The organism is Streptomyces virginiae, from assembly GCF_000720455.1.
Taxonomy (GTDB): Bacteria; Actinomycetota; Actinomycetes; order Streptomycetales; family Streptomycetaceae; genus Streptomyces; species Streptomyces virginiae.
Genome location: NZ_JOAK01000008.1, coordinates 44,077 through 64,403, shown reverse-complemented (window position 1 = coordinate 64,403; position 20,327 = coordinate 44,077). Strand labels below are relative to the sequence as shown.

Genomic DNA, 20,327 nt, shown 5'->3' with positions numbered 1-20,327 from the left:
CCGTCTCGGTTGTGCTCGGTGGTCGCGCGCTCGTCCTGCGGGGACACCCCTCCCCGCTCCTACGCGTCGGGCGGGCTTCGGGGCACTGTCGGAGCCCTGCCGTGGGGTGGGGGCACGGCGGAGTGTCCCCGCAGGACGAGCGCGCACCGCCGGGTACGGCCGTGAAATGCGGTACCGCGCGAGCCGAGGAGACACTCCGGCGGGGCCCCGCCCCACACCACCGAGCCCCGCCGGCGATTGAGGCGCGGGGCCTGGGGCAGAGCCCCAGCAGCGCCGGCCGGAGCCGAGACGCTAGGGGAGGACCGCCACCCCGTCCAGTTCGACCAGCGCCGCCTCGTCCCAGAGGCGGACCGCGCCCACGACCGCCATCGCCGGATAGTCCCGCCCCGCCAGCCTCCGCCAGATCCGGCCCAGTTCGCCCGCGTGCACCCGGTACGCGGCCACGTCGACCGCGTACACCGTCACCCGGGCCAGGTCCGCCGGGGCACCGCCCGCCGCGGCCAGGGCCGACAGGAGGTTGGCCAGGGCCGTCTCGAACTGCTCCGGCAGGGTCTCCCCCACGACCTTGCCGGCGCCGTCCAGCGCGGTCTGGCCCGCCAGGAACACCAGCCGCGAGCCGGTCGCCACCACCGCGTGCGAGAAACCCGTCGCCGGCGACAACTCCGCCGGGTTGATCCGCTCAAGGCTCACCGCCCGGCCCCCAACGCCCCGTACAGCTCCTTCGCGATGATCGTGCGCTGCACTTCGCTCGCCCCCTCGTAGATCCGCGGTGCCCGCACCTCCCGGTAGAGGTGTTCCAGCAGGTGCCCCCGCCGCAGGGCGACCGCCCCGTGCAGCTGGACCGCGTGGTCCACCACGTACTGGGCCGTCTCCGTGGCCAGCAGCTTCGCCATCGCCGCCCGCCCCGGCACGTCCGCCGCGCCCCGGTCGTACGCCCCCGCCGCCGCGTACACCAGCAGCCGGGCCGCCTCCGTACGCGTGGCCATCTCGGCCACTCGGTGCGCCACAGCCTGGAGGTCGCTCAGCGTTCCGCCGAACGCGGTCCGCCCGGCCGTGTGGGCGAGCGTCGCGTCCAGCGCGGCCCGGGCCATGCCCACCGCGAACGCGCCGACGCTGGGCCGGAAGAGGTTCAGGGTGTCCATGGCGACGCGGAAGCCCCGTCCGGGCTCGCCGAGCAGGTCCTCCGGGCCGACCGGGACCCCGTCGAACCGGAGCGATCCGATGGGGTGCGGGGACAGCATGTCCAGCGGCTCGCCGCTGAGGCCCTCGCGGTCCGCGGGGACGAGGAAGGCCGACACCCCCTTCGCCCCCGGCCCTTCACCCGTACGGGCGAACACGGTGTAGAAATCCGCTTCGGGCGCGTTGGAGATCCAGCACTTCTCGCCGCTGAGCCGCCAACCGCCACTCCTGCCGCCGTCCCCGGCGGCCGTGTCCGGGACCGCGGCCAGCGCCAGCGCCGCCGCGTCCGAGCCCGCCCCCGGCTCGCTCAGCGCGAACGCGGCCACGGCCCGCCCCGACCGGACCTGCGGCAGCCACCGCTCCCGCTGCGCCTCGCTCCCGGCCCGCAGGACCGGGTACGCCCCCAGGCCCTGCAGGGCCAGCGCGGTCTCGGCCTCCGTGCAGCCGTAGGCCAGGGACTCCCGCAGCAGGCAGAGTTCCAGCGCACCCGAGGCGAACACCCGCTCCAGCAGGCCCAGCTCACCCAACGCCGCCAGCAGCGGCCGGTTGACCCTGCCCGGTTCTCCCTTCTCCGCGAGCGGCCTCAGCCGTTCGGCCGACAGTGCGCGCAACCGCCCGCACCACTCCTCCTGGTCCACCCCGAGCGCGAATCCGGTCATCCGAACATCCCCGCATCTATCGCGTCCTGTTGACTGCCGTCACCATCACGATACGCTCCAAGGTGTACCTCCCGGCGGTCGCCGGGAGAAACGACCGCACGGCCGGCCCCACCCCACTCCGGACCGCTGCAAGGGGGGCGAACCCGCCTTGGACCTCAAGCCTTCCGCTCACGCCGACACCTTCGCCCGCGACCATCTGCCACCCGCGGACGCCTGGCCGGAGCTCCTCTTCGATCTGCCCGAACTGGCCTATCCGGACCGGCTGAACTGCGGTGCCGAGCTGCTCGACGCCACCATCGCCAGGTTCGGGCACGGTGGCGCCGACCGCCCGGCCCTCCGCGACGGCGCCGGCGAGGTGTGGACGTACGGCGGGCTGCGCGACCGCGTGGACCGCCTCGCCCACGTCCTCACGGCCGACCTCGGCGTCGTACCCGGCAACCGGGTGCTCCTGCGCGGGCCCACCGGCCCCTGGCTCGCCGCGTGCTGGCTCGCGGTCATGAAGGCGGGCGCGGTCGCCGTCACCGTACTGCCCCATCAGCGCGCGCAGGAGCTGGCGACGGTGTGCGCGATGGCCCAGGTCCGGCACGCCCTGTGCCATGCGGACGTGCTGGACGACCTGGTGAAGGCCGAGGTGCCGGGGCTGCGGATCACCGCCTACGGGGGCGGCGCCCCGGACGACCTGCTGAGACTGGCCGAGCGCCACGACGCGCCCTTCCCCGCCGTCCCGACCTCCGCGGACGACGTCGCCCTGATCGCCTTCACCTCAGGGACCACCGGGCGGCCCAAGGGCTGCATGCACTTCCACCGCGACCTGCTCGCCGTCGCCGACACCTTCTCCCGCCACGTGCTGCGGCCCCGCCCCGACGACGTGTTCGCGGGCAGCCCGCCGCTCGGCTTCACCTTCGGCCTCGGCGGGCTCGTCGTCTTCCCGCTGCGCGCCGGCGCGTGCGCGCTGCTGCTGGAGGACGCGGTGCCGCGCCGGCTGCTGCCCGCGCTCGCCGAGCACCGGGTGACGGTGCTGTTCACCGCGCCGACCGCCTACCGGACGATGCTGGACGCCCTCGGGCCGTACGACGTGGGCATGTACGACCTGTCGGCGCTGCGCCGCTGCGTCTCGGCCGGGGAGAACCTGCCCGCCGCCACCTGGCGGGCCTGGTACGAACGGACCGGTCTGCGCATCGTCAACGGCATCGGGGCGACCGAACTGCTGCACATCTTCATCTCCGCCGCCGACGAGGACATCCGGCCCGGCACGACCGGCCGGGTGGTGCCCGGCTGGGAGGCCCGCGTCGTGGACCGGGCCGGACGGCCGGTGGCGGACGGCGAGCCGGGGCTGCTGGCCGTGCGCGGCCCGGTGGGCTGCCGCTATCTGGCCGATCCCCGGCAGGCGGAGTACGTACAGGGCGGCTGGAACCTGACCGGCGACACCTACGTGCGCGACGCCGAGGGCTACTTCCGCTACGTCGCGCGCGCCGACGACATGATCGTCTCGGCTGGCTACAACATCGCGGGCCCTGAGGTGGAGGAGGCCCTGCTGCGCCACCCCGACGTGGTGGAGGCCGCGGTCGTGGGCCGCCCGGACGAGCGACGCGGGCAGGTCGTCGTGGCGTACACCGTCGTCCGTGAGGGCGTGGTGCTGACGGAGGACGCCCTGCGCACCTTCATGCGGGCGGAACTGGCCCCGCACAAGTGCCCGCGCTCCTTCGTCTTCCTCCCCACGCTCCCCCGGACCGCCACGGGCAAGCTCCAGCGCTTCCGGTTGCGCGATCAAGGAACCGTGCCCGGCCGGCGAGACGCCCTAGAGTGAAGCCGTGGTCGAGCAGCACACTCCGCGATCTCTGATCGTCACGTTCTACGGAGCCTACGGGCGGGCCTTCGAGGGCCCGGTCCCGGTGTCCGCGCTGGTCCGCCTGCTGGGCACGGCCGGCGTGGACGCCCCGTCGGTCCGCTCGTCGGTGTCCCGGCTGAAGCGGCGCGGCTTCCTGCTGCCCGCGCGCACGGCGGACGGCGCGGCGGCGTACGAGCTGTCCGGCGAGGCGCGCCGGCTGCTGGACGACGGCGACCGCCGGATCTACGGCGGCCCGCAGCCGTCGGACGAATGGCTGGTGGCGGTGTTCTCCGTGCCGGAGCAGGAGCGGAGCAAACGGCACCTGCTGCGTTCCCGGCTGGCCGGGCTCGGCTTCGGCGCGGTGGCGCCGGGCGTGTGGATCGCGCCGGCCCGGCTGGCGGAGGAGACCGCGCACACGCTGGAGCGGCTGCACCTGACGCCGTATGTGGAGCTGTTCCGCGGCGATCACCTGGGCTTCGCCCCGGCCGCCGAGGCGGTGGCCCGCTGGTGGGACCTGGCGGCGCTGGCCAAACAGCACGAGGAGTTCCTCGACCTGCACGAACCGGCCCTGCGCGCCCTCCAGTCCGGCCCCCCGCCGACCCCGGAGGAGGCCTACCGCGGCTACCTCCTCGCGCTGGACAGCTGGCGCCGCCTGCCGTACGCCGATCCGGGCCTGCCGCGCGAGCTGCTCCCGGCGGGCTGGCCGGGCGACCGGTCGGCGGCCGTCTTCGCCGAATTCCACGCCCGCCTGCGGGACATCGGGGCGGAGTACGTGGAACTGCAGGCCGCCTGAAAAGACGGTGCGGGTGGTGACGCCGCCGCGGCAGGATGAGCCATGACCTGGACCTTCACTTCCGACCTGGCCGCCTACCGGGCCGCGGCGGGCCCGGCCGTGGCCGCGCGGCCCGTGCCCAACACCCTGCTGCTGAGCGTGGCCGACGCGCTGGAGCGGCGCGGACTCCACACCTTCGGTCCCGAGGCCCCCGTCTTCGGCTGGTGGACCGGTCCCGACGGCGCCGTCGACGGCGCGCTGGTGTGCACTCCGCCGCACCCGCTGCAGCTCGGCGCGTTGCCGCAGGAGGCGGTCCGTGCGCTGGCCGACGTGCTCACCACCGAGCCGCTGCTGGCCGGTCTCGGGGCGGTCAACGCCCGCCGCCGGGACGCGGAGGCGCTGGCCCTGGCCTGGGGCCGGCCCACGGTCGTGGCCGAGGAGCACCGGCTGTACCGGCTGGCCGCACTGGTCGCCCCGCAGCCCTCCCCCGCCGGCCGGGTGCGGGTCGCCACCGAGGCCGACCTGCCGCTGCTGACCCGGTGGCTGGAGGCGTTCCACGCGGAGGTGGAGATCCCGGCCGGTCCCACCGGGGCTCAGGTGCGCGACCGGCTTTCGTACGGGGGCTTCCTGCTGTGGGAGGACGGCGGCGTCCCCGTCTCGCTGGCCGCCTTCTCCCGTCCGATCGGGTCCGCCTCGCGCGTCGGGCCCGTCTACACCCCGCCCGGGTTCCGGGGCCGCGGGTACGCCGCCGGGGTCACGCACGCGGTGAGCGAGGCGGCGTACGCGGCGGGCGCCTCGGAGGTCGTCCTCTTCACCGATCTGGCCAACCCGACGAGCAATGGCGTCTACCTGCGGCTGGGCTACCGGCCGGTGGAGGACCGGGCTCGGATCGTCCCGGCCTGACCAGGCGCACGGCCGGACCGTCAGCCCCGGCCGGTGGGGGGTTTGCGGCTGCCCGCGCGGTACGGCTTCGGCCAGGGGGCGGCCGGGCCTTCGTAGGACTGGTCGGCGGCCGCGTGCAGGGTCCAGTGGGGGTCGTAGAGGTGGGGGCGGCCGAGGGCGCACAGGTCGGCGCGGCCCGCCAGCAGCAGGGAGTTGACGTCGTCCCAGGAGGAGATGGCCCCGACGGCGATGACGGGGACGCCGAGCGCGTTGCGGATCCGGTCGGCGTACGGGGTCTGGTACGAGCGCCCGTACTCGGGTGCCTCGTCCGCGACGACCTGGCCGGTGGAGACGTCGATGGCGTCGGCGCCGTGGGCGGCGAACGCGGCGGCGATCCGCACGGCCTCCTCCGGTGAGGTGCCGCCCGGTGCCCAGTCGGTGGCCGACAGGCGCACGGTCATGGGCCGGTCCGCGGGCCAGACCGCGCGGACGGCGTCGAAGACCTCCAGCGGGAAGCGCAGGCGGTTCTCCAGGGAGCCTCCGTAGGCGTCGTCGCGCCGGTTGGTCAGCGGCGAGAGGAAGCCGGAGAGCAGGTAGCCGTGGGCGCAGTGCAGTTCGAGCAGGTCGAAGCCGCAGTCCGCGGCGCGGACGGCGGCCGCCGCGAAGTCGGAGCGCAGTGCGGCCAGGTCCGCCGGTTGAAGGGCGCGGGGGGACGCGGAGACGCCCGGCCGGTAGGGCAGGGCCGAGGCGGCCACCAGCGGCCAGTTGCCGTGCGGGAGGGGGTCGTCCATGCCCTCCCACATCACCCGGGTGGAGCCCTTGCGGCCCGCGTGGCCGAGCTGGACGCCGAGTGCGGCGCCGGGCGCCGAGGTGTGGACGAAGTCGGTGATCCGCTGCCAGGCGGCGGCCTGCTCCTGGGTGTAGAGGCCGGCGCAGCCGGGCGTGACGCGGCCCTCTTCGCTGACGCAGACCATCTCGGTCATCACCAGGCCGGCCCCGCCGAGGGCCCGCGCGCCGAGGTGGACGAGGTGGAAGTCGCCGGGCACGCCCTCCTCGGCCGAGTACATGTCCATCGGGGAGACGACGACCCGGTTGCGCAGGGTCAGGCCGCGCAGGGTGAGCGGGGTGAACATGGGCGGGGTGGTCTCGTCGGGGCAGCCGAAGTCCCGTTCGACGGCGCGGGTGAAGCGCTCGTCGCGCAGCCGCAGGTTGTCGTGCGTGACGCGGCGGCTGCGGGTGAGGAGGTTGAAGGCGAACTGGCGGGCGGGCTGGTCGACGTAGCCGGCGAGTTCCTCGAACCAGCGGCTGCTGGCGGCCGCGGCCCGCTGGGTGCTGGCGACCGCCGGGCGGCGGGCCGTCTCGTACGCGGCGAGGGCGGCCGGTACGTCCCCTTCGGCCGCGTCGACGGCTTCGGCGAGGGCGAGCGCGTCCTCCACGGCGAGTTTGGTGCCGGAGCCGATGGAGAAGTGGGCGGTGTGCGCGGCGTCGCCGACGAGCGTCACGTTGCCGTGGGACCAGCGCTCGTTGACGACGGTGCGGAACTGCGTCCAGGCGGAGCGGTTGCCGTGCAGGGGGCGTCCGCGCAACGCCTCGCTGAAGATCTTGGCGCAGCGGGCCGCCGACTCGTCCTCGTCGCAGAGGTCGAGGCCCGCCGCCCGCCAGACCTCCTCCCGCATCTCGACGATGACGGTGGAGGCGTCCGCGGCGTACGGGTAGGCGTGCAGCTGCATGACCCCGTGCTCGGTCTCCGCGATCTCGAAGCGGAAGGCTTCGAAGGCGAAGTCGGCGGCGAGCCAGATGTAGCGGCAGCGGCCGGCGGTCAGCGTCGGCTTGTAGTGGGCGGCGTCCGCCTCGCGGATCGCGCTGTGCACGCCGTCCGCCGCGACGACCAGGTCGTGGGTGGCGCGCAGCCGGGCCACGTCCGGGGCTTCGGCGCGGAAGCGGAGCCGGACGCCGAGTCCGGCGCAGCGCTCGTGCAGGATCTCCAGCAGCCGGCGCCGTCCGATGGCGGCGAAACCGTGGCCGCCGGAGGTCAGCAACCGTCCGCGGTGCACCACGTCGACGTCGTCCCAGCGTACGAATTCCCTGCTCAGGGCGGCGTGGACGACGGTGTCGGCGCGTTCGACGCCGCCGAGCGTCTCGTCGGAGAGCACGACGCCGAAGCCGAAGGTGTCGTCCGGGGCGTTGCGTTCCCACACCTCCACGGTGTGGCCCCGGCGGGCCAGCAGCGCGGCGGCGTACAGTCCTCCCGGTCCGCCGCCGACGACGGCGACCCGCAATGCGCTGCCGTGCGGCATGGCGTTACCTGCCCTTCCACTCCGGCGGCCGTTTCCCGGTGAAGGCCGCGTGGAACTCCGCGTAGTCCTGGCCGTTCATGAGCAGGGCCTGGGTGGCGGCGTCGAGTTCGACCGACGCGGCCAGCGGCATGTCGAGTTCGGCGGTGAGCAGCGCCTTGGTCTGCGCGTGGGCGAGGGAGGGGCCGGCGGCGAGGCGGGCGGCGAGTTCGGCGGCCCGTACGTGGGCCTTGCCCTCGTCGGTGAGCTCGCTGAGCAGGCCGATCCGCTCGGCCTCGGCGGCGTGGACGGGCTCGCCGAGCATCAGCAGGCGGGTGGCGTGGCCGAGGCCGACGACGCGGGGCAGCAGGTAGGCGGCGCCCATGTCGCCGCCGGAGAGGCCGACGCGGGTGAAGAGGAAGGCGAAGCGGGCGGTGGGGTCGGCGATCCGGAAGTCGGCGGCGAGCGCGAGGACGGCGCCGGCGCCGGCGGCGACGCCGTGCACGGCGGCGATCACCGGGAAGGGGCATTCGCGGATCGCGCGGACCACCTGGCCGGTCATCCGGTTGAAGTCGAGGAGCTGGGCGGTGTCCATGGCGAGGGTGGCGCCGATGATCTCGTCGACGTCTCCGCCGGAGCAGAAGCCGCGGCCCTCGCCGCCCAGTACGAGGGCGCGCACGGAGCGCTCGCGGGACAGTTCGGCGAGCAGATCGCGCAGGTCGGCGTAGGCGCCGAAGGTGAGCGCGTTGATCTTCTCGGGGCGGTCGAAGGTGACGGTGGCGACGCCGTCCTGCCGGGTGAGGCGGAGGTGGTGCCACCGTTCGGTCGCTGGTGTGGAACCGGTGAAGGGGCTCACACGATCGACGTTATCACCAGATCGTGACTACCGTCAGAGAAACGCTACAAATGGGGGACGCCCCGCCGCGGGCCGCCGCCCGCACCTGCCGAACGCCCCGGTCTCCGCGGGGCCTCGGTCCCCTGCGCCGACTGCGGGGTGCCCTACGGGATCCATTTCGCTCTCCGTATCGTTGAAAGTGGTAGTTCCCCACGCACCCCGGCGCGAGCCGGCCGGCAGGGACCCCTCGTGCGAGTCCCGGGCCCGGCTCCCCGAAGCGATGCGGCCCATCACGGAGAGGAAGATTCCGCAGTGCCCGACAACCCCGCCTGGCGGATCACCCTGCCCCACTCGGCGGCCGCAGTACCCCTCGCCCGCGCCCTCGTCCGTACGGCGCTGGCGGACTCCGACGCGCCCGCCGACGGCGACACGGCCGAGCTGCTGACCGCGGAACTGGTCGCCAACGCCGTGGAGCACACCCCGGCCCGCGGCCCGATCGAGCTGGTCGTGGAGCTCCTGGCGAACGGCTGCCAGGTCGAGGTGCACGACGGCGACCCGGGGCCGCCCGGAGAGCTGTCCTCCTGGCCCGACCACGCCCGTCCCGACCCCTGGCAGGAGCACGGCCGCGGGCTGCTGCTGATCCGGACCCTGAGTGCCGCCTGCGGACACCGCCGCACCCCGCACGGCAAGGCGGTCTGGTTCACCCTGCCCTCGCGGCGTTTCCACCCGGCCCAGGCGTGAGCGCGCCGGGGGCCGAGGCGTGAGCGCGCCGGGCGCGCCGACCGCCCTCGTATGACTATGCGTCACCCGGGCCGGGGCGGCCGAGGGTGGCGACGAGTACGGCCTTGATGGTGTGCAGCCGGTTCTCGGCCTCGTCGAAGACGACGGAGTGCTCCGACTCGAACACCTCGTCCGTCACCTCCAGCGAATCGAGCCCGTGCCGCTCGTGGATCTCCCGGGCCACCTTGGTGCCCAGGTCGTGGAAGGCCGGCAGGCAGTGCATGAACTTCACGTCCGGGTTCCCGGTGGCCCGCAGCACGTCCATGGTGACGGCGTACGGCGCCAGGGCCGCGATCCGCTCGTCCCAGACCTCCTTGGGCTCGCCCATGGACACCCAGACGTCGGTCACCACGAAGTCGGCCTGGGCGACCCCCTCGCCGACCTCCTCGGTCAGGGTGATCCGCGCCCCGCTGTCCGCAGCGAGCCTGCGCGCCTCGGCCACCACGTGCTCCGCGGGCCAGTAGCTCCTGGGCGCGACGATCCGTACGTCCATGCCCAGCAGCGCGCCGGTCACGAGGTAGGAGTTGCCCATGTTGAAGCGGGCGTCGCCGAGGTAGGCGAAGGAGATCCGGTGCAGCGGCTTGGGGCTGTGCTCGGTCATCGTCAGGACGTCGGCCAGCATCTGGGTGGGGTGCCAGTCGTCGGTCAGGCCGTTGAAGACGGGGACGCCGGAGTGCGCGGCGAGTTCCTCGACGGCCTCCTGGCTGTCACCCCGGTACTCGATCCCGTCGAACATCCGGCCCAGCACCCGGGCGGTGTCCCGGACCGACTCCTTGTGCCCCATCTGGGAGCCGGCCGGGTCGAGGTAGACGGTGTGGGCGCCCTGGTCCGCGGCGGCGACCTCGAAGGCGCAGCGGGTGCGCGTCGAGGTCTTCTCGAAGATCAGCGCGATGTTCCGGCCCCGCAGCAGGCGCTGCTCGACCCCGGCCTTCTTGGCCGCCTTCAGGTCGGCGGCGAGTTCGACCAGGCCGCGGAACTCGGCGGCCGAGAAGTCGAGCTCCTTGAGAAAACTGCGGCCTTTGAGGTCGGGGGCCATGGGGTCGCTCCAGCGTCACGGTGACAGGGGATGCTGGAAGTCTATACGACGCACTGTATTGATATACAGACCTGTGGGTGTCCCGCGGGTGTGACCTTCCCCAATCCGGCCCCCGTACGTGCCTGCTCAGACGGGGTCCCGCTCCACCGGGCAGCTCATGCAGCGCGGCCCGCCCCGGCCCCGCCCCAGCTCGCTGCCCGGGATCTCGATCACCTCGATGCCCTGCTTGCGCAGGTGCGTGTTGGTGGTCACGTTCCGTTCGTAGGCGACCACCACGCCCGGCTCGACGGCGAGCACGTTGCACCCGTCGTCCCACTGTTCGCGCTGTGCCGAGTGCACGTCCTGGGTTGCGGTCAGCACCCGGATCGAGTCGAGCGAGAGCGCCGCCGCGATGGCCCGGTGCATGTGCTCCGCCGGGTGGTCGGTCACCTTCAGCTCGCTGCCCCCGTCGCCCGGCTCGATCGTGTAGGAGGGGAGCATGCCGAGCCCCGCGTACTGAGTGAACGTATCTCCGTCGACCATCGTCATCACCGTGTCCAGGTGCATGAAGGCCCGCCGCTTCGGCATGTCGAGGGCCACGATGGAGGTCGCCGAACCGGCGGCGAACAGGCCCCGCGCCAGCATCTCCACCGCCTGCGGCGTGGTCCGCTCGCTCATCCCGATCAGCACCGCGCCGTTGCCGATGACCAGGACGTCCCCGCCCTCGATCGTCGAGGGGTAGTCCGCCTGCCCCTGCGACCAGTAGTGGAAGGCGCCGGAGGTGGTGAAGAGCGGGTGGTGGCGGTAGATCGCCTCGAAGTGGACGGTCTCGCGCTGCCGGGCGGGCCAGCGCATCGCGTTGATGGACACCCCGTCGTAGATCCAGGCGGAGGTGTCGCGGGTGAAGAGGTGGTTGGGCAGCGGCCCCAGCAGGAAGTCGTCCAGGTCCAGGGCGTGGAAGCGCACGGACACCGGCTCGGCGTGCCGTTCCAGGAACTCCCGCTTGGTCATCCCGCCGACCAGCGCCTCCGCCAGGTCCGCCGATGCCAGCCCGTCGAAGACCGACCGCAGGTGGTCGGTGGCGAGCGGCCCGTACTCCTTCTCGTCGAACACCCGGTCCAGCACCAGGCGCCTGGCCTCCGGGACGTCCAGGACCTCGCACAGCAGGTCCCCGAAGAGGTGGACCTCCACTCCCCGGTCCCGCAGCACGTCCGCGAAGCCGTCGTGCTCCTGGCGGGCCCTGCGCACCCACAGCACGTCGTCGAAGAGGAGCGCGTCCTTGTTGCCGGGTGTGAGCCGCTTCAGCTCCAGGTCGGGCCGGTGGAGGATGACGCGGCGAAGCCGCCCGGTCTCGGAGTCGACATGGAATCCCATGCCGTACACGTTCCCAGACCGGGCGGCCTTTTGAGGTGGCGTCGGCTCAGCGGGGCAGGGCGACACCGAGAAGTGCCTCCGGCGCTCCCGTGACCTCGGGGGCGAGGAGACCCAGCTTGGGCGTGGTCAGGTTCGGCAGCCCGAAGTTGGACCCGTCCGGCATCGTGAGCGGGGCACCGACGACCGCGCCCGGGGTACGGGTGCGGACGGTGGTGGCGGGCGACTCCAGGGAACCCTCGCCGTCCGTCTCCGGACGGCCCGCCAGGTTCGGCAGCGGGGAGGTGACCAGGGTCTCGCCGAGCTCGGTGGCGATCGGGACCGCCGGCAGCAGGGGCGAGGGGAGCATCTCCCCCTTGTGCATGCGGGGAGCCTCGGGCGCTCCGACGACCGGCAGCGGCACCGCGGTGGCGATCCGCGGCACGTCCAGGCCCGTCGTGGTCTCCACACCCTCGAGCGGGACACCGACCGGTACCCCGTCGGCGACGGCCGGGGTGGCCACACCGGCCGCGGCCATACAGGTCAGGAGCGCCGCAATGCTTCCGCGCGCGGTCATCTTCATAGGTGATGTTCCGTCCTTCCAGGGTGGCGGTCATTCCGCTGCCCTGGATGAACGATCCCGCCGGTGGTTTCCCCGGCGTTCTCCGTGAAAGTTCCCCCATACGACCTAATTCAGGGCCGTACGGGGGCTCCGCCTTTACGCGGTCCTTCACGCGGTCCTCACGCGGTCCCCCACGCGGTGGCCGCCGTCGTGGCCGTCACAGCCTCGGGTCGACCGGCTCCGACTCCAGCGCGAGGACCGCGAAGACCGGCTCGTGGACCCGCCACAGGGGCTCCTCGGCCGCCAGCCGGTCCAGCGCCTCCAGCCCGAGCGCGTACTCCCGCAGGGCGAGCGAGCGCTTGTGCCCGAGGAACCGGTCCCGCAGCCGCTCCAGCTGGTCCGGACGCGTGTACTCCGGACCGTAGATGATCCGCAGGTACTCCCGTCCGCGCACCTTGATCCCCGGCTGGACCAGCCGGCCCTTGCCGTCCCGGGCGTAGGCCTGGAGCGGCTTGACGACCATGCCCTCGCCGCCGGCGGCCGTCAGCTCCAGCCACCACTCGGTGCCGGCCCGTACGGAGTCCTCGTCCCCGGTGTCGACCACGATCCGGCCGGTGCCGCGCAGCAGGCCGGTGCCGCCCGGGGTGCCCGGGTCGTCGGCCGCCACCAGCCGGTCCAGCCAGGCCAGCTGCTCGTCGTGGGGTACGGCGGCCAGCGACCGCCCGGCCACGGCCAGCAGCTGGAACGGCGCGAACCGTACGCCGTCCAGCCCGTCGGTGGTCCAGCAGTAGCGACGGTAGGCCTCGGTGAAGGCCGCCGCGTCGGCGGCCCGGCCGCGCTGGCGCTCCAGCAGGGCGCCGGTGTCGGCGCCACGGGCGGCCGCCGCCTCCAGGGCCGCGAGGGCGCCGGGGAACACGGCGCGCGAGGCGGCGCCCACGGCGGCGTACTGGTTGCGCAGCAGTCCGCCCGACTTCAGCGACCAGGGCAGGAGTTCGCCGTCGAACAGCAGCCAGTCGGTGCCCAGTTCCTCCCACAGCCCGGCACCGGTGACGGCGGCGCGCAGCCGCGCCAGTACCTCCTCGGTGACCTCGGGGTCGTGGAAGAAGGGCCGCCCGGTGCGCGTGTAGACGGAACCGGTCGGGCCGTCGACGCCGAACCGCTCGCGGGCGGCGTCGGCGTCCCTGCAGAGCAGGACGGTGGCGCGGGAGCCCATGTGCTTCTCCTCGCACACCACCTGCGTGATGCCGTCCTTGCGGTACTGGTCGAAGGCCTCGGCCGGGTGCTCCAGGTAGCCGTCCTCCCGGGAGGTCGCGGTCGGCGCCATGGTCGGCGGCAGGTACGGGACCAGCCGCGGGTCGACGGCGAAGCGGCTCATGACCTCCAGGGCCGCGGCCGCGTTCTCCTCGCGGACGCCCACGTTGCCCAGGTGCCGGGTCTCGACGACCCGGCGCCCGTGCACGTCCGCCAGGTCCAGCGGACGCCCGTCGTGGCCGCCCGGCACCTCGGTGACGAGCGGCTTGACCGGCTCGTACCAGACCTTCTCGGCCGGTACGTCGACCAGTTCGCGCTCGGGCCAGCGCAGGGCGGTCATCCGGCCGCCGAAGACGGCGCCGGTGTCGAGGCAGATGGTGTTGTTGATCCAGGCGGTGTTCGGGACGGGCGTGTGGCCGTAGACCACGACGGCCTTGCCGCGGTAGTCCTCGGCCCACGGGTAGCGCACGGGCAGGCCGAACTCGTCGGTCTCGCCGGTGGTCTCCCCGTACAGGGCGTGCGAGCGGACCCGGCCGGAGGTGCGGCCGTGGTACTTCTCGGGCAGCCCGGCGTGGCAGACCACCAGCTTCCCGCCGTCGAGGACGTAGTGGCTGACGAGGCCGCGAATGAACTCCCGCACCTCCTCGACGAACTCCTGCGGCTCGTGGGAGAGCTGCTCGATCGTCTCGGCGAGGCCGTGGGTCTGCTGGACCTTGGCTCCCTTGAGGTGGCGGCCGAGCTTGTTCTCGTGGTTGCCGGGCACGCACAGGGCATTGCCGGACGTGACCATGCCCATCACGCGGCGCAGGACGCCCGGGCTGTCGGGGCCGCGGTCGACGAGGTCGCCGACGAACACGGCCGTGCGGCCCTCGGGGTGGACGCCGTCCTCGTAGCCGAGCTTGGCGAGCAGGGTCTCCAGCTCGGAGGAACAGCCGTGGATGTCACCGACGATGTCGAAGGGGCCGGTGAGGTGGGTGAGGTCGTTGAACCGCTTCTCCAGGACGACCTCGGCGCTCTCGGCCTCCTCGACGGAACGCAGCACGTGCACCTTGCGGAAGCCCTCGCGCTCCAGGCCCCGCAGGGAGCGCCGCAGGTCGCGGCGGTGCCGCTGGATGACCGCGCGGGGCAGGCCGGCCCGGTCGGGGCGGGCCGCGTTGCGCTCGGCGCAGACCTGCTCGGGCATGTCCAGGACGATGGCGATGGGCAGGACGTCGTGCTCGCGGGCGAGCTGGACCAGCTGCCGGCGGGCGTCGGCCTGGACGCTGGTGGCGTCGACGACGGTCAGGCGGCCGGCGGCGAGGCGCTTGCCGGCGATGTAGTGCAGGACGTCGAAGGCGTCCCGGCTCGCGCCCTGGTCGTTCTCGTCGTCGCAGACCAGGCCGCGGCAGTAGTCGGAGGAGATGACCTCGGTCGGCTTGAAGTGCTTGCGGGCGAAGGTGGACTTGCCCGATCCGGTGGCACCGATCAGGACGACGAGGGACAGGTCGGTGACGGGAAGTGTGCGCTTGGTCTCGGTGGTCATGCTGCCTCGCCCTCCTTCGGGGAGTCGGTGGTGGTGGCCGCGGCGTCGGTGGTGGCGCCGGTGGTGGTGTCGCTGACGGCCTCCTGGGTGAAGACGGCCATCTGCGTCGGCGGCCCGACCTCGGGGTCGTCGTCGCCCACGGGGACGTACGCGACCGCGTAGCCGAAGCGCTCCGCGACCTGGCCGGCCCAGGCGCGGAACTCCTCACGGGTCCACTCGAAGCGGTGGTCGCCGTGCCGGACGTGCCCGGCCGGGAGGGTCTCCCAGCGGACGTTGTACTCGACGTTCGGGGTGGTGACGAGGACCGTACGGGGACGGGCCGAGCCGAACACGGCGTACTCCAGCGCGGGCAGCCGCTCCAGGTCCAAGTGCTCGATGACCTCGCTGAGCACGGCCGCGTCGTAGCCGGTCAGCCGCTTGTCGGTGTAGGCGAGCGATCCCTGGAGCAGGGTGACGCGCGACCTCTGCCGTTCGCCCATCCGCTCCAGCCGCAGCCGGCGGGCGGCGATGGTCAGGGCCCGCACGGAGACGTCCATGCCGACGATCTCGGTGTACGCGGGGTCCCCCAGCAGCGCCTGCACCAACTGGCCCTGTCCGCAGCCGAGGTCCAGCACCCGCTGGGCGCCGGCGGCGCGCAGGGCGGCGAGGATCGCGTCGCGCCGCTGCACGGCGAGCGGTACGGGCCGCTCCTGCGTGTCGCGGGTCTCGTCGACGGCGTTGTCGAGTTCCTCGACCTCGCTGCCGTCGGACTCGGCGAGGCGCACGAGCTCCAGCCTCTCGACGGCCTCCTGGGTCAGCCGCTTGTGGCGGGCCAGGTAGCGGGAGCTGATCAGCGCGTGCTCGGGGTGCGCGGCGAGCCAGCCCTCTCCGGCGCGCAGCAGCTTGTCGACCTCGTCGGGGGCGATCCAGTAGTGCTTGGCGTCGTCGAGGACCGGCAGGAGCACGTAGAGCTGCCGCAGGGCGTCGGCGAGGCGCAGCTCACCCTCCAGCACGAGGCGTACGTAGCGGGAGTCCCCCCACTCGGGGAACTGCTCGTCGAGCGGTACGGCCTCGGCCTGTACGAGGTCCCAGCCGAGCGGGTCGAACAGCCGGTGCACCATGGCGGCGCCGCCGCGCGCGGGGAGTACGGGGATCTCGACGCGCAGCGGCCGCGCCTGGTCCGGGAGTTCGGGACGCAGGACGCACTGCCCCTTCAGGGCGGTGCGGAACACCCCGCTGAGCGCGACGGCGAGCAGCGAGGACGCGGCGTACGGCCGGTCGTTGACGTACTGCGCGAGCGCGGCGTCGGGTGCTCCGCCACGGCCCTTGCCCTTCCCGCGGCGCACGAGCGCGACGGGGTCCACCTCCAGCAACAGGGCCGCCGTGCACCGCTCGGCCGTGGCCTCGGGGTAGAACACGTGGGCGGTGCCGTGGGACTGGTTCTCCACGCGGACCCGGTCGGGGTGCTTGTGCAGGAGAAAGCCCAGGTCAGTCGCCGGATTCTCGGCGGTCCCGGTGGTGGTGATCGTAAGGAACATGCGGTTCAGCATGACTGCCGGATCATCCTCGGGCCAACGGATTTCGAGCGAAAACAAGTACGATCTTCAACCTTCTGGATAGGCTCGCGCGCTCCGCACCGCGTACAGCCTCCAGGAGCGCCATGTACCCGCCACCGCACGCCTACGCCCCCGCACCGATGCCCGTGCCCAAGCCCCCGCGGCGCTGGTGGCAGCACCCCGCCCTGATCATCACGGCGCTCGTCGTCCTTCCGCCCGCGGGAATCGCGCTCGCCTGGACGAGCCAGTGGGAGCGGACGCAGAAGATCCTCGCCACCGTACTGTCCGGGATCTGGTTCCTGATACCGCTGTTGTCGGACCCGCCGGAGGAGACCGGGGCCGAGGGCAAGGCACAGACCACGGCGGCGGCCTCCGCCTCCCCCGCCCCGAACAGCAGCCCGCCGCCGGCACCGACGCCCACACCGAGCGCCGAACCGCAGATGCCGTCGGCCGTCGGCCGGCCCTACGCACAGGCGCAAAAGACGGTGGAGGAACTGATCGACGGCGAGCTCAAGGCGCTGAGCGCCTACGCCGACGTCAGCCTCCCCGCCGACTACGGGACCTGGCTCGTCTGCTTCCAGGACGTCACGGCCGGCAGCAGACTCGTGGCGCGGAGCGCCGCTCCGGTCGTGCACCTGGTGGCGCCGGGCACCGCCTGCCCCGCGACGCCCGGCACGGACCTGCGCCCGAAGCCGGCCGCGCCGGCGCCCGCCCCCACGACGGCGGCCCCCACGACCGCCCCGGCGCCCGACGACGACGAGACGGGCGGGAGCGGTGGCGGCAACGTCTCGTACCGGAACTGCGCCGCGGTGAGGGCGGCGGGCGCGGCCCCCATCCGCGTCGGCGACCCCGGCTACGGCCGCCACCTCGACCGGGACGGCGACGGCGTCGGCTGCGAGCGTTAGTCGGCTTGGCCGGGGGCGTCGGGTGCTCGAGCCAGTTGCGCGATGTGGGTGGGGCCGATGCGGCAGCAGCCGCCGACGAGGCGGGCTCCGGTGCGGTACCAGGCGGACGTGGGCCACGGGGGCATGGCCTCGGGGGTCCGCCAGGTGGCGGTGGCCGCCTCCCAGACGGAGCCGTCGTTGGGGTACGCCAGCAGGGGTTTGGCGGTGACGGCGGCGGCCGCCTTCAGGGCCGGGAGGACCTCGGCGGGGTCGCAGCAGTTGACGCCGAGCGCGATGACCTGCGGGGCCCGCGCGGCGAGGGCGAAGGCTTCGGGCAGCGGGTGTCCGGACCGGGTGCGGCCCCCGGCCACGGTGTAGCTCAGCCAGGCCGGGGCTCCCGTCTCCGCGAGGACGGTGAGCACGGCCTCGGCCTCGTCCGGGTCGGGGAGGGTCTCCACGGCCAGTACGTCGGGGCCCGCGGCGAGCAGGGCCTCGATGCGGGGGCGGTGGAACGCGGCGAGTTCGCGGACGCTCAGTCCGTACCGGCCGCGGTACTCGGAGCCGTCCGCGAGCACCGCTCCGTACGGGCCGACCGAGGCGGCCACCCACACGTCGTGGTCGGCGGCCTCGGCGGCCCGGGCGGCGAGCGCGACGCTGCGGTGCAGCAGGGCGGTGGTCGCGTCGCGGTCGCGGCCGCGGGCGGCGAAGGCCTCGTAGCCGACCTGGTAGCTCGCGGTGATCAGCACCTCGGCGCCGGCCCGCGCGTACGCCGCGTGGGCGGCCTCGATCTGGACCGGCCGCTCGTCGAGGACGCGGGCGGTCCAGAGGCCTCCGGTGAGGTCGCAGCCCTGGGCGGCGAGCTGGTTGCTGAGACCGCCGTCCAGGACGACGGTCCGGCGGGCGAGGGCTTCGGCGAGCGGGCCGGTCGCGCGTGGCATCGATTTTCCCGGCCGCTAGCGGAGCTGCGAGAGCACCTGGGCGGAGATCAGCTCCAGGTGGTCGAGGTCGTCGAGGTCGAGGAGCTGGAGGTAGACGCGGGAGGAGCCGGTGGCGCCGTAGGCGCCGATCTTCTCCACGACCTGGGCCGGGGAGCCGGCCAGGCCGTTGGCCTTGAGCTCGTCGACGTCCCGGCCGATGGCGGCGGCCCGGCGGGCCACCTCGGCGTCGTCCTTGCCCACGCACACCACGAGGGCGTTGGAGTAGACGAGGTCGCCGGGCCCCCGGCCGGCCCGTTCGGCCGCCTCCCGGACCCGGCCGAACTGCCGCGCGCTGTCCGCGATCGACGCGAACGGCATGTTGAACTCGTCCGCGTACCGGGCGGCGAGCCGCGGGGTGCGCTTGGCGCCGTGGCCGCCGACGAGGACGGGGATCCGGGCCTGGACGGGCTTGGGGAGCGCGGGCGAGTTCTCCACGCGGTAGTGGTCGCCCGCGTAGTCGAAGGTGGCGCCGGGCGGGGTGGCCCACAGGCCGGTGACGATGGCCAGCTGCTCCTCCAGCCGGGACATCCGGTCCGCCGGGAAGGGGATCCCGTAGGCCCTGTGCTCCTCCTCGAACCAGCCGGCGCCCAGGCCCAGCTCGACGCGGCCGCCGGACATCTGGTCGACCTGCGCCACCTGGATGGCGAGGACGCCGGGCAGCCGGAAGGTGCCGGCCGTCATCAGGGTGCCGAGGCGGATCCTCCGGGTCTCGCGGGCCAGGCCCGCGAGGGTGATCCACGCGTCGGTGGGGCCGGGCAGACCGTCGGCGTTCCCCATGCGGACGTAGTGGTCGGATCGGAAGAAGGCGTCGAAGCCCAGGTCCTCGGTGGCCTTGGCGACGGTCAGGAGGGTGTCGTAGCTCGCACCCTGCTGGGGCTCGGTGAAAATGCGAAGATCCATAACCCCATCCTGCCCGTGCCGCCCCGCCAGGGTGAATCTTCGTCAACCTGACGTGTCGGGGCCCGGGGCCGCCAGTGACCCGCCCGGACGGGGATCGTTTGCCCGGACGGAGCCGGACCGCCCGGCCCGCGTGCCGGCGGCTTCTCGCCGGTGCGTCCACCGCCCCCTTCCCCCTCGGAAGGGCCAGGGCCGAGGAGGCCGCCATGTCCCACGAGGCCGTGCCGCAGACCCCCCGACAGACCGGCTGGACCGGACAGGCAGCACACGACGCACCGGAGTCCACCGTGCCCGCCCGCAACGACGGCGCGCCGAAGGGCCTGCTGCAGCAGATGGAGGAGCTGATGGCGGCGCTGAACGCCGACCTCTCGCAGCTCGACGCCGATCTCCAGTCCTCCGCGGACCGCACCCTCGAGAGCGAGCGCCCGTCCCACCGGTCCCGGTGACCGTGCGGGTCCCGTCGCGCACGGCGGGACCCGGCCCCGTGCCGCTCTCCGAGCCGCCCGCGCCACCCGCACCCGGGCCGTGCCGTGCCGGCTCAGGCCACGCCCGAGGCGGACCCCCGCTCGCGCACCGCCATGCGGCGCAGGATCGCCCTCACCCGGTCGCTCGACTCGTCAGCCGCGTCGATCGACTCTATGCACTGCCAGTACAGGGCCTCGTCGTCCGTGCCGCAGGCCACCCCGACCAGGGCTATCCCCACTTCGCCCAGCAGTGCCTGGAGTCCGAGCAGTGCCTGCCGGACATCCGACACACCGTCCAGCTGTGCGGCCCGCGGCGGATACTCGGGCGCGCTGCCCTCGCCGCGCAGGGCCGCCCGGTCCAGGACCCCGCACCCTCTGCCTCCCGCTTCCCCCAGTCCCCGTGCCTCCGATCTCAGCTCCGGCGGCCCGGTGACCGCCAGCCAGCTCCCGATTCCCTGCGCGAGTGCCTGGGCCTGCCAGGCCTCGCCCACTATGTCCCACGCAGCCCCGCTCTGTGCCAGCGCGTGCCGGCCGGCCGCGATGAGCCGTACCGCATCCATATGCCGTCCCCCGTCCGCACGACATCCCGCCGTCCTCACCACTACCCAGAGTGAGGGCAACGGGCCAGTAAAGCCAGGGGTATTCGGAAAATGTGGACAGAA

At 73.7% G+C, this 20,327-nt stretch carries 18 protein-coding genes; 6 read left to right on the top strand and 12 right to left on the bottom strand.

What is annotated here, in order from left to right; genetic code table 11:
- Positions 1–291: 291 nt before the first annotated feature.
- Both IG86_RS0115230 and IG86_RS0115225 read right to left on the bottom strand, forming a co-directional pair.
- Positions 292–690: a RidA family protein gene (locus IG86_RS0115230; RefSeq protein ID WP_030897213.1), complete on the bottom strand. Its 399-nt coding sequence runs from the start codon at positions 688–690 to the stop codon at positions 292–294.
- Positions 687–1,838, bottom strand: coding sequence for an acyl-CoA dehydrogenase family protein (locus tag IG86_RS0115225; RefSeq protein ID WP_030897211.1), 1,152 nt, complete (start codon positions 1,836–1,838; stop codon positions 687–689). Before IG86_RS0115225 ends, IG86_RS0115230 begins: the two co-directional genes overlap by 4 nt.
- Before the next feature lie 148 nt (positions 1,839–1,986).
- On the opposite strand from IG86_RS0115225, the gene IG86_RS0115220 reads away from it, so the two are divergent.
- The 3 genes from IG86_RS0115220 to IG86_RS0115210 are packed head-to-tail and all read left to right on the top strand — an operon-like array spanning position 1,987 to position 5,341.
- The gene (locus IG86_RS0115220; protein ID WP_030897209.1) at positions 1,987–3,645 is read left to right on the top strand and encodes an AMP-binding protein; all 1,659 of its coding nucleotides are present in this window, start codon (positions 1,987–1,989) and stop codon (positions 3,643–3,645) included.
- A gap of 4 nt (positions 3,646–3,649) precedes the next feature.
- Entirely contained in the window at positions 3,650–4,459 is an 810-nt protein-coding gene (locus IG86_RS0115215) for a PaaX family transcriptional regulator (protein WP_030824106.1), read from the top strand.
- A 42-nt stretch (positions 4,460–4,501) separates the two neighbouring features.
- The gene (locus IG86_RS0115210) at positions 4,502–5,341 is read left to right on the top strand and encodes a GNAT family N-acetyltransferase (protein ID WP_030824103.1); all 840 of its coding nucleotides are present in this window, start codon (positions 4,502–4,504) and stop codon (positions 5,339–5,341) included.
- Positions 5,342–5,361: 20 nt separating this feature from the next.
- On the opposite strand, the gene IG86_RS0115205 is transcribed toward IG86_RS0115210, so the two are convergent.
- Both IG86_RS0115205 and IG86_RS0115200 read right to left on the bottom strand, forming a co-directional pair.
- Entirely contained in the window at positions 5,362–7,617 is a 2,256-nt protein-coding gene (locus tag IG86_RS0115205) for a bifunctional salicylyl-CoA 5-hydroxylase/oxidoreductase (RefSeq protein WP_030897207.1), read from the bottom strand.
- Positions 7,618–7,621: 4 nt separating this feature from the next.
- Positions 7,622–8,449, bottom strand: coding sequence for an enoyl-CoA hydratase family protein (locus IG86_RS0115200; protein WP_030026980.1), 828 nt, complete (start codon positions 8,447–8,449; stop codon positions 7,622–7,624).
- 291 nt (positions 8,450–8,740) lie between these two features.
- On the opposite strand from IG86_RS0115200, the gene IG86_RS0115195 reads away from it, so the two are divergent.
- The gene (locus IG86_RS0115195) at positions 8,741–9,169 is read left to right on the top strand and encodes an ATP-binding protein (protein WP_030824097.1); all 429 of its coding nucleotides are present in this window, start codon (positions 8,741–8,743) and stop codon (positions 9,167–9,169) included.
- Positions 9,170–9,224: 55 nt separating this feature from the next.
- On the opposite strand, the gene argF is transcribed toward IG86_RS0115195, so the two are convergent.
- The 5 genes from argF to IG86_RS0115170 all read right to left on the bottom strand — a co-directional run bounded on the left by argF (position 9,225) and on the right by IG86_RS0115170 (position 16,425).
- Positions 9,225–10,244, bottom strand: coding sequence for an ornithine carbamoyltransferase (gene argF, locus IG86_RS0115190; protein ID WP_030824095.1), 1,020 nt, complete (start codon positions 10,242–10,244; stop codon positions 9,225–9,227).
- Between the two features lie 126 nt (positions 10,245–10,370).
- Complete coding sequence (locus tag IG86_RS0115185) at positions 10,371–11,597, bottom strand: arginine deiminase (protein WP_030824092.1); 1,227 nt, start codon at positions 11,595–11,597, stop codon at positions 10,371–10,373.
- Between the two features lie 46 nt (positions 11,598–11,643).
- Positions 11,644–12,156 carry a hypothetical protein gene (locus tag IG86_RS0115180; protein ID WP_030897205.1) on the bottom strand — a complete coding sequence of 171 codons (513 nt, stop codon included), beginning with the start codon at positions 12,154–12,156 and terminating at the stop codon, positions 11,644–11,646.
- A gap of 196 nt (positions 12,157–12,352) precedes the next feature.
- Positions 12,353–14,908 carry a polynucleotide kinase-phosphatase gene (locus IG86_RS0115175; protein WP_030897203.1) on the bottom strand — a complete coding sequence of 852 codons (2,556 nt, stop codon included), beginning with the start codon at positions 14,906–14,908 and terminating at the stop codon, positions 12,353–12,355.
- Positions 14,905–16,425, bottom strand: coding sequence for a 3' terminal RNA ribose 2'-O-methyltransferase Hen1 (locus IG86_RS0115170; protein WP_030897202.1), 1,521 nt, complete (start codon positions 16,423–16,425; stop codon positions 14,905–14,907). The genes IG86_RS0115175 and IG86_RS0115170 overlap by 4 nt, the downstream gene beginning before the upstream one ends.
- A gap of 122 nt (positions 16,426–16,547) precedes the next feature.
- Here IG86_RS0115170 and IG86_RS45505 point away from each other — a divergent pair, with 122 nt between their 5' ends.
- On the top strand, positions 16,548–17,348 hold the full coding sequence (locus IG86_RS45505) for an excalibur calcium-binding domain-containing protein (RefSeq protein ID WP_385872730.1): 801 nt from the start codon (positions 16,548–16,550) through the stop codon (positions 17,346–17,348).
- Here the strand turns inward: IG86_RS45505 and mmuM are convergent.
- Together mmuM and IG86_RS0115155 are read right to left on the bottom strand one after the other, a co-directional pair.
- Positions 17,345–18,265: a homocysteine S-methyltransferase gene (mmuM, locus tag IG86_RS0115160; RefSeq protein WP_030897200.1), complete on the bottom strand. Its 921-nt coding sequence runs from the start codon at positions 18,263–18,265 to the stop codon at positions 17,345–17,347. The genes IG86_RS45505 and mmuM overlap by 4 nt on opposite strands.
- Before the next feature lie 15 nt (positions 18,266–18,280).
- Positions 18,281–19,204, bottom strand: coding sequence for an LLM class F420-dependent oxidoreductase (locus tag IG86_RS0115155; protein WP_030824075.1), 924 nt, complete (start codon positions 19,202–19,204; stop codon positions 18,281–18,283).
- 203 nt (positions 19,205–19,407) lie between these two features.
- Between IG86_RS0115155 and IG86_RS38750 the strand changes: the two genes are divergently transcribed.
- Entirely contained in the window at positions 19,408–19,647 is a 240-nt protein-coding gene (locus tag IG86_RS38750; RefSeq protein WP_037848520.1) for a hypothetical protein, read from the top strand.
- Between the two features lie 92 nt (positions 19,648–19,739).
- Here IG86_RS38750 and IG86_RS0115145 read toward each other — a convergent pair whose 3' ends face one another.
- Positions 19,740–20,225, bottom strand: a complete 486-nt coding sequence (locus tag IG86_RS0115145; RefSeq protein ID WP_030824073.1) for a DUF6099 family protein — start codon at positions 20,223–20,225, stop codon at positions 19,740–19,742.
- Positions 20,226–20,327: the final 102 nt, after the last annotated feature.

Coding starts and splice junctions, on each gene's coding strand:
- IG86_RS0115225 (WP_030897211.1), bottom strand. CDS start 1,838: ATGACCGGATTCGCGCTCGGGGTGGACCAGGAGGAGTGGTGCGGGCGG.
- IG86_RS0115210 (WP_030824103.1), top strand. CDS start 4,502: ATGACCTGGACCTTCACTTCCGACCTGGCCGCCTACCGGGCCGCGGCG.
- IG86_RS0115205 (WP_030897207.1), bottom strand. CDS start 7,617: ATGCCGCACGGCAGCGCATTGCGGGTCGCCGTCGTCGGCGGCGGACCG.
- argF (WP_030824095.1), bottom strand. CDS start 10,244: ATGGCCCCCGACCTCAAAGGCCGCAGTTTTCTCAAGGAGCTCGACTTC.
- IG86_RS0115185 (WP_030824092.1), bottom strand. CDS start 11,597: ATGGGATTCCATGTCGACTCCGAGACCGGGCGGCTTCGCCGCGTCATC.
- IG86_RS0115180 (WP_030897205.1), bottom strand. CDS start 12,156: ATGAAGATGACCGCGCGCGGAAGCATTGCGGCGCTCCTGACCTGTATG.
- IG86_RS0115175 (WP_030897203.1), bottom strand. CDS start 14,908: ATGACCACCGAGACCAAGCGCACACTTCCCGTCACCGACCTGTCCCTC.
- IG86_RS0115170 (WP_030897202.1), bottom strand. CDS start 16,425: ATGTTCCTTACGATCACCACCACCGGGACCGCCGAGAATCCGGCGACT.
- IG86_RS45505 (WP_385872730.1), top strand. CDS start 16,548: ATGTACCCGCCACCGCACGCCTACGCCCCCGCACCGATGCCCGTGCCC.
- mmuM (WP_030897200.1), bottom strand. CDS start 18,265: ATGCCACGCGCGACCGGCCCGCTCGCCGAAGCCCTCGCCCGCCGGACC.
- IG86_RS0115155 (WP_030824075.1), bottom strand. CDS start 19,204: ATGGATCTTCGCATTTTCACCGAGCCCCAGCAGGGTGCGAGCTACGAC.
- IG86_RS38750 (WP_037848520.1), top strand. CDS start 19,408: ATGTCCCACGAGGCCGTGCCGCAGACCCCCCGACAGACCGGCTGGACC.
- IG86_RS0115145 (WP_030824073.1), bottom strand. CDS start 20,225: ATGGATGCGGTACGGCTCATCGCGGCCGGCCGGCACGCGCTGGCACAG.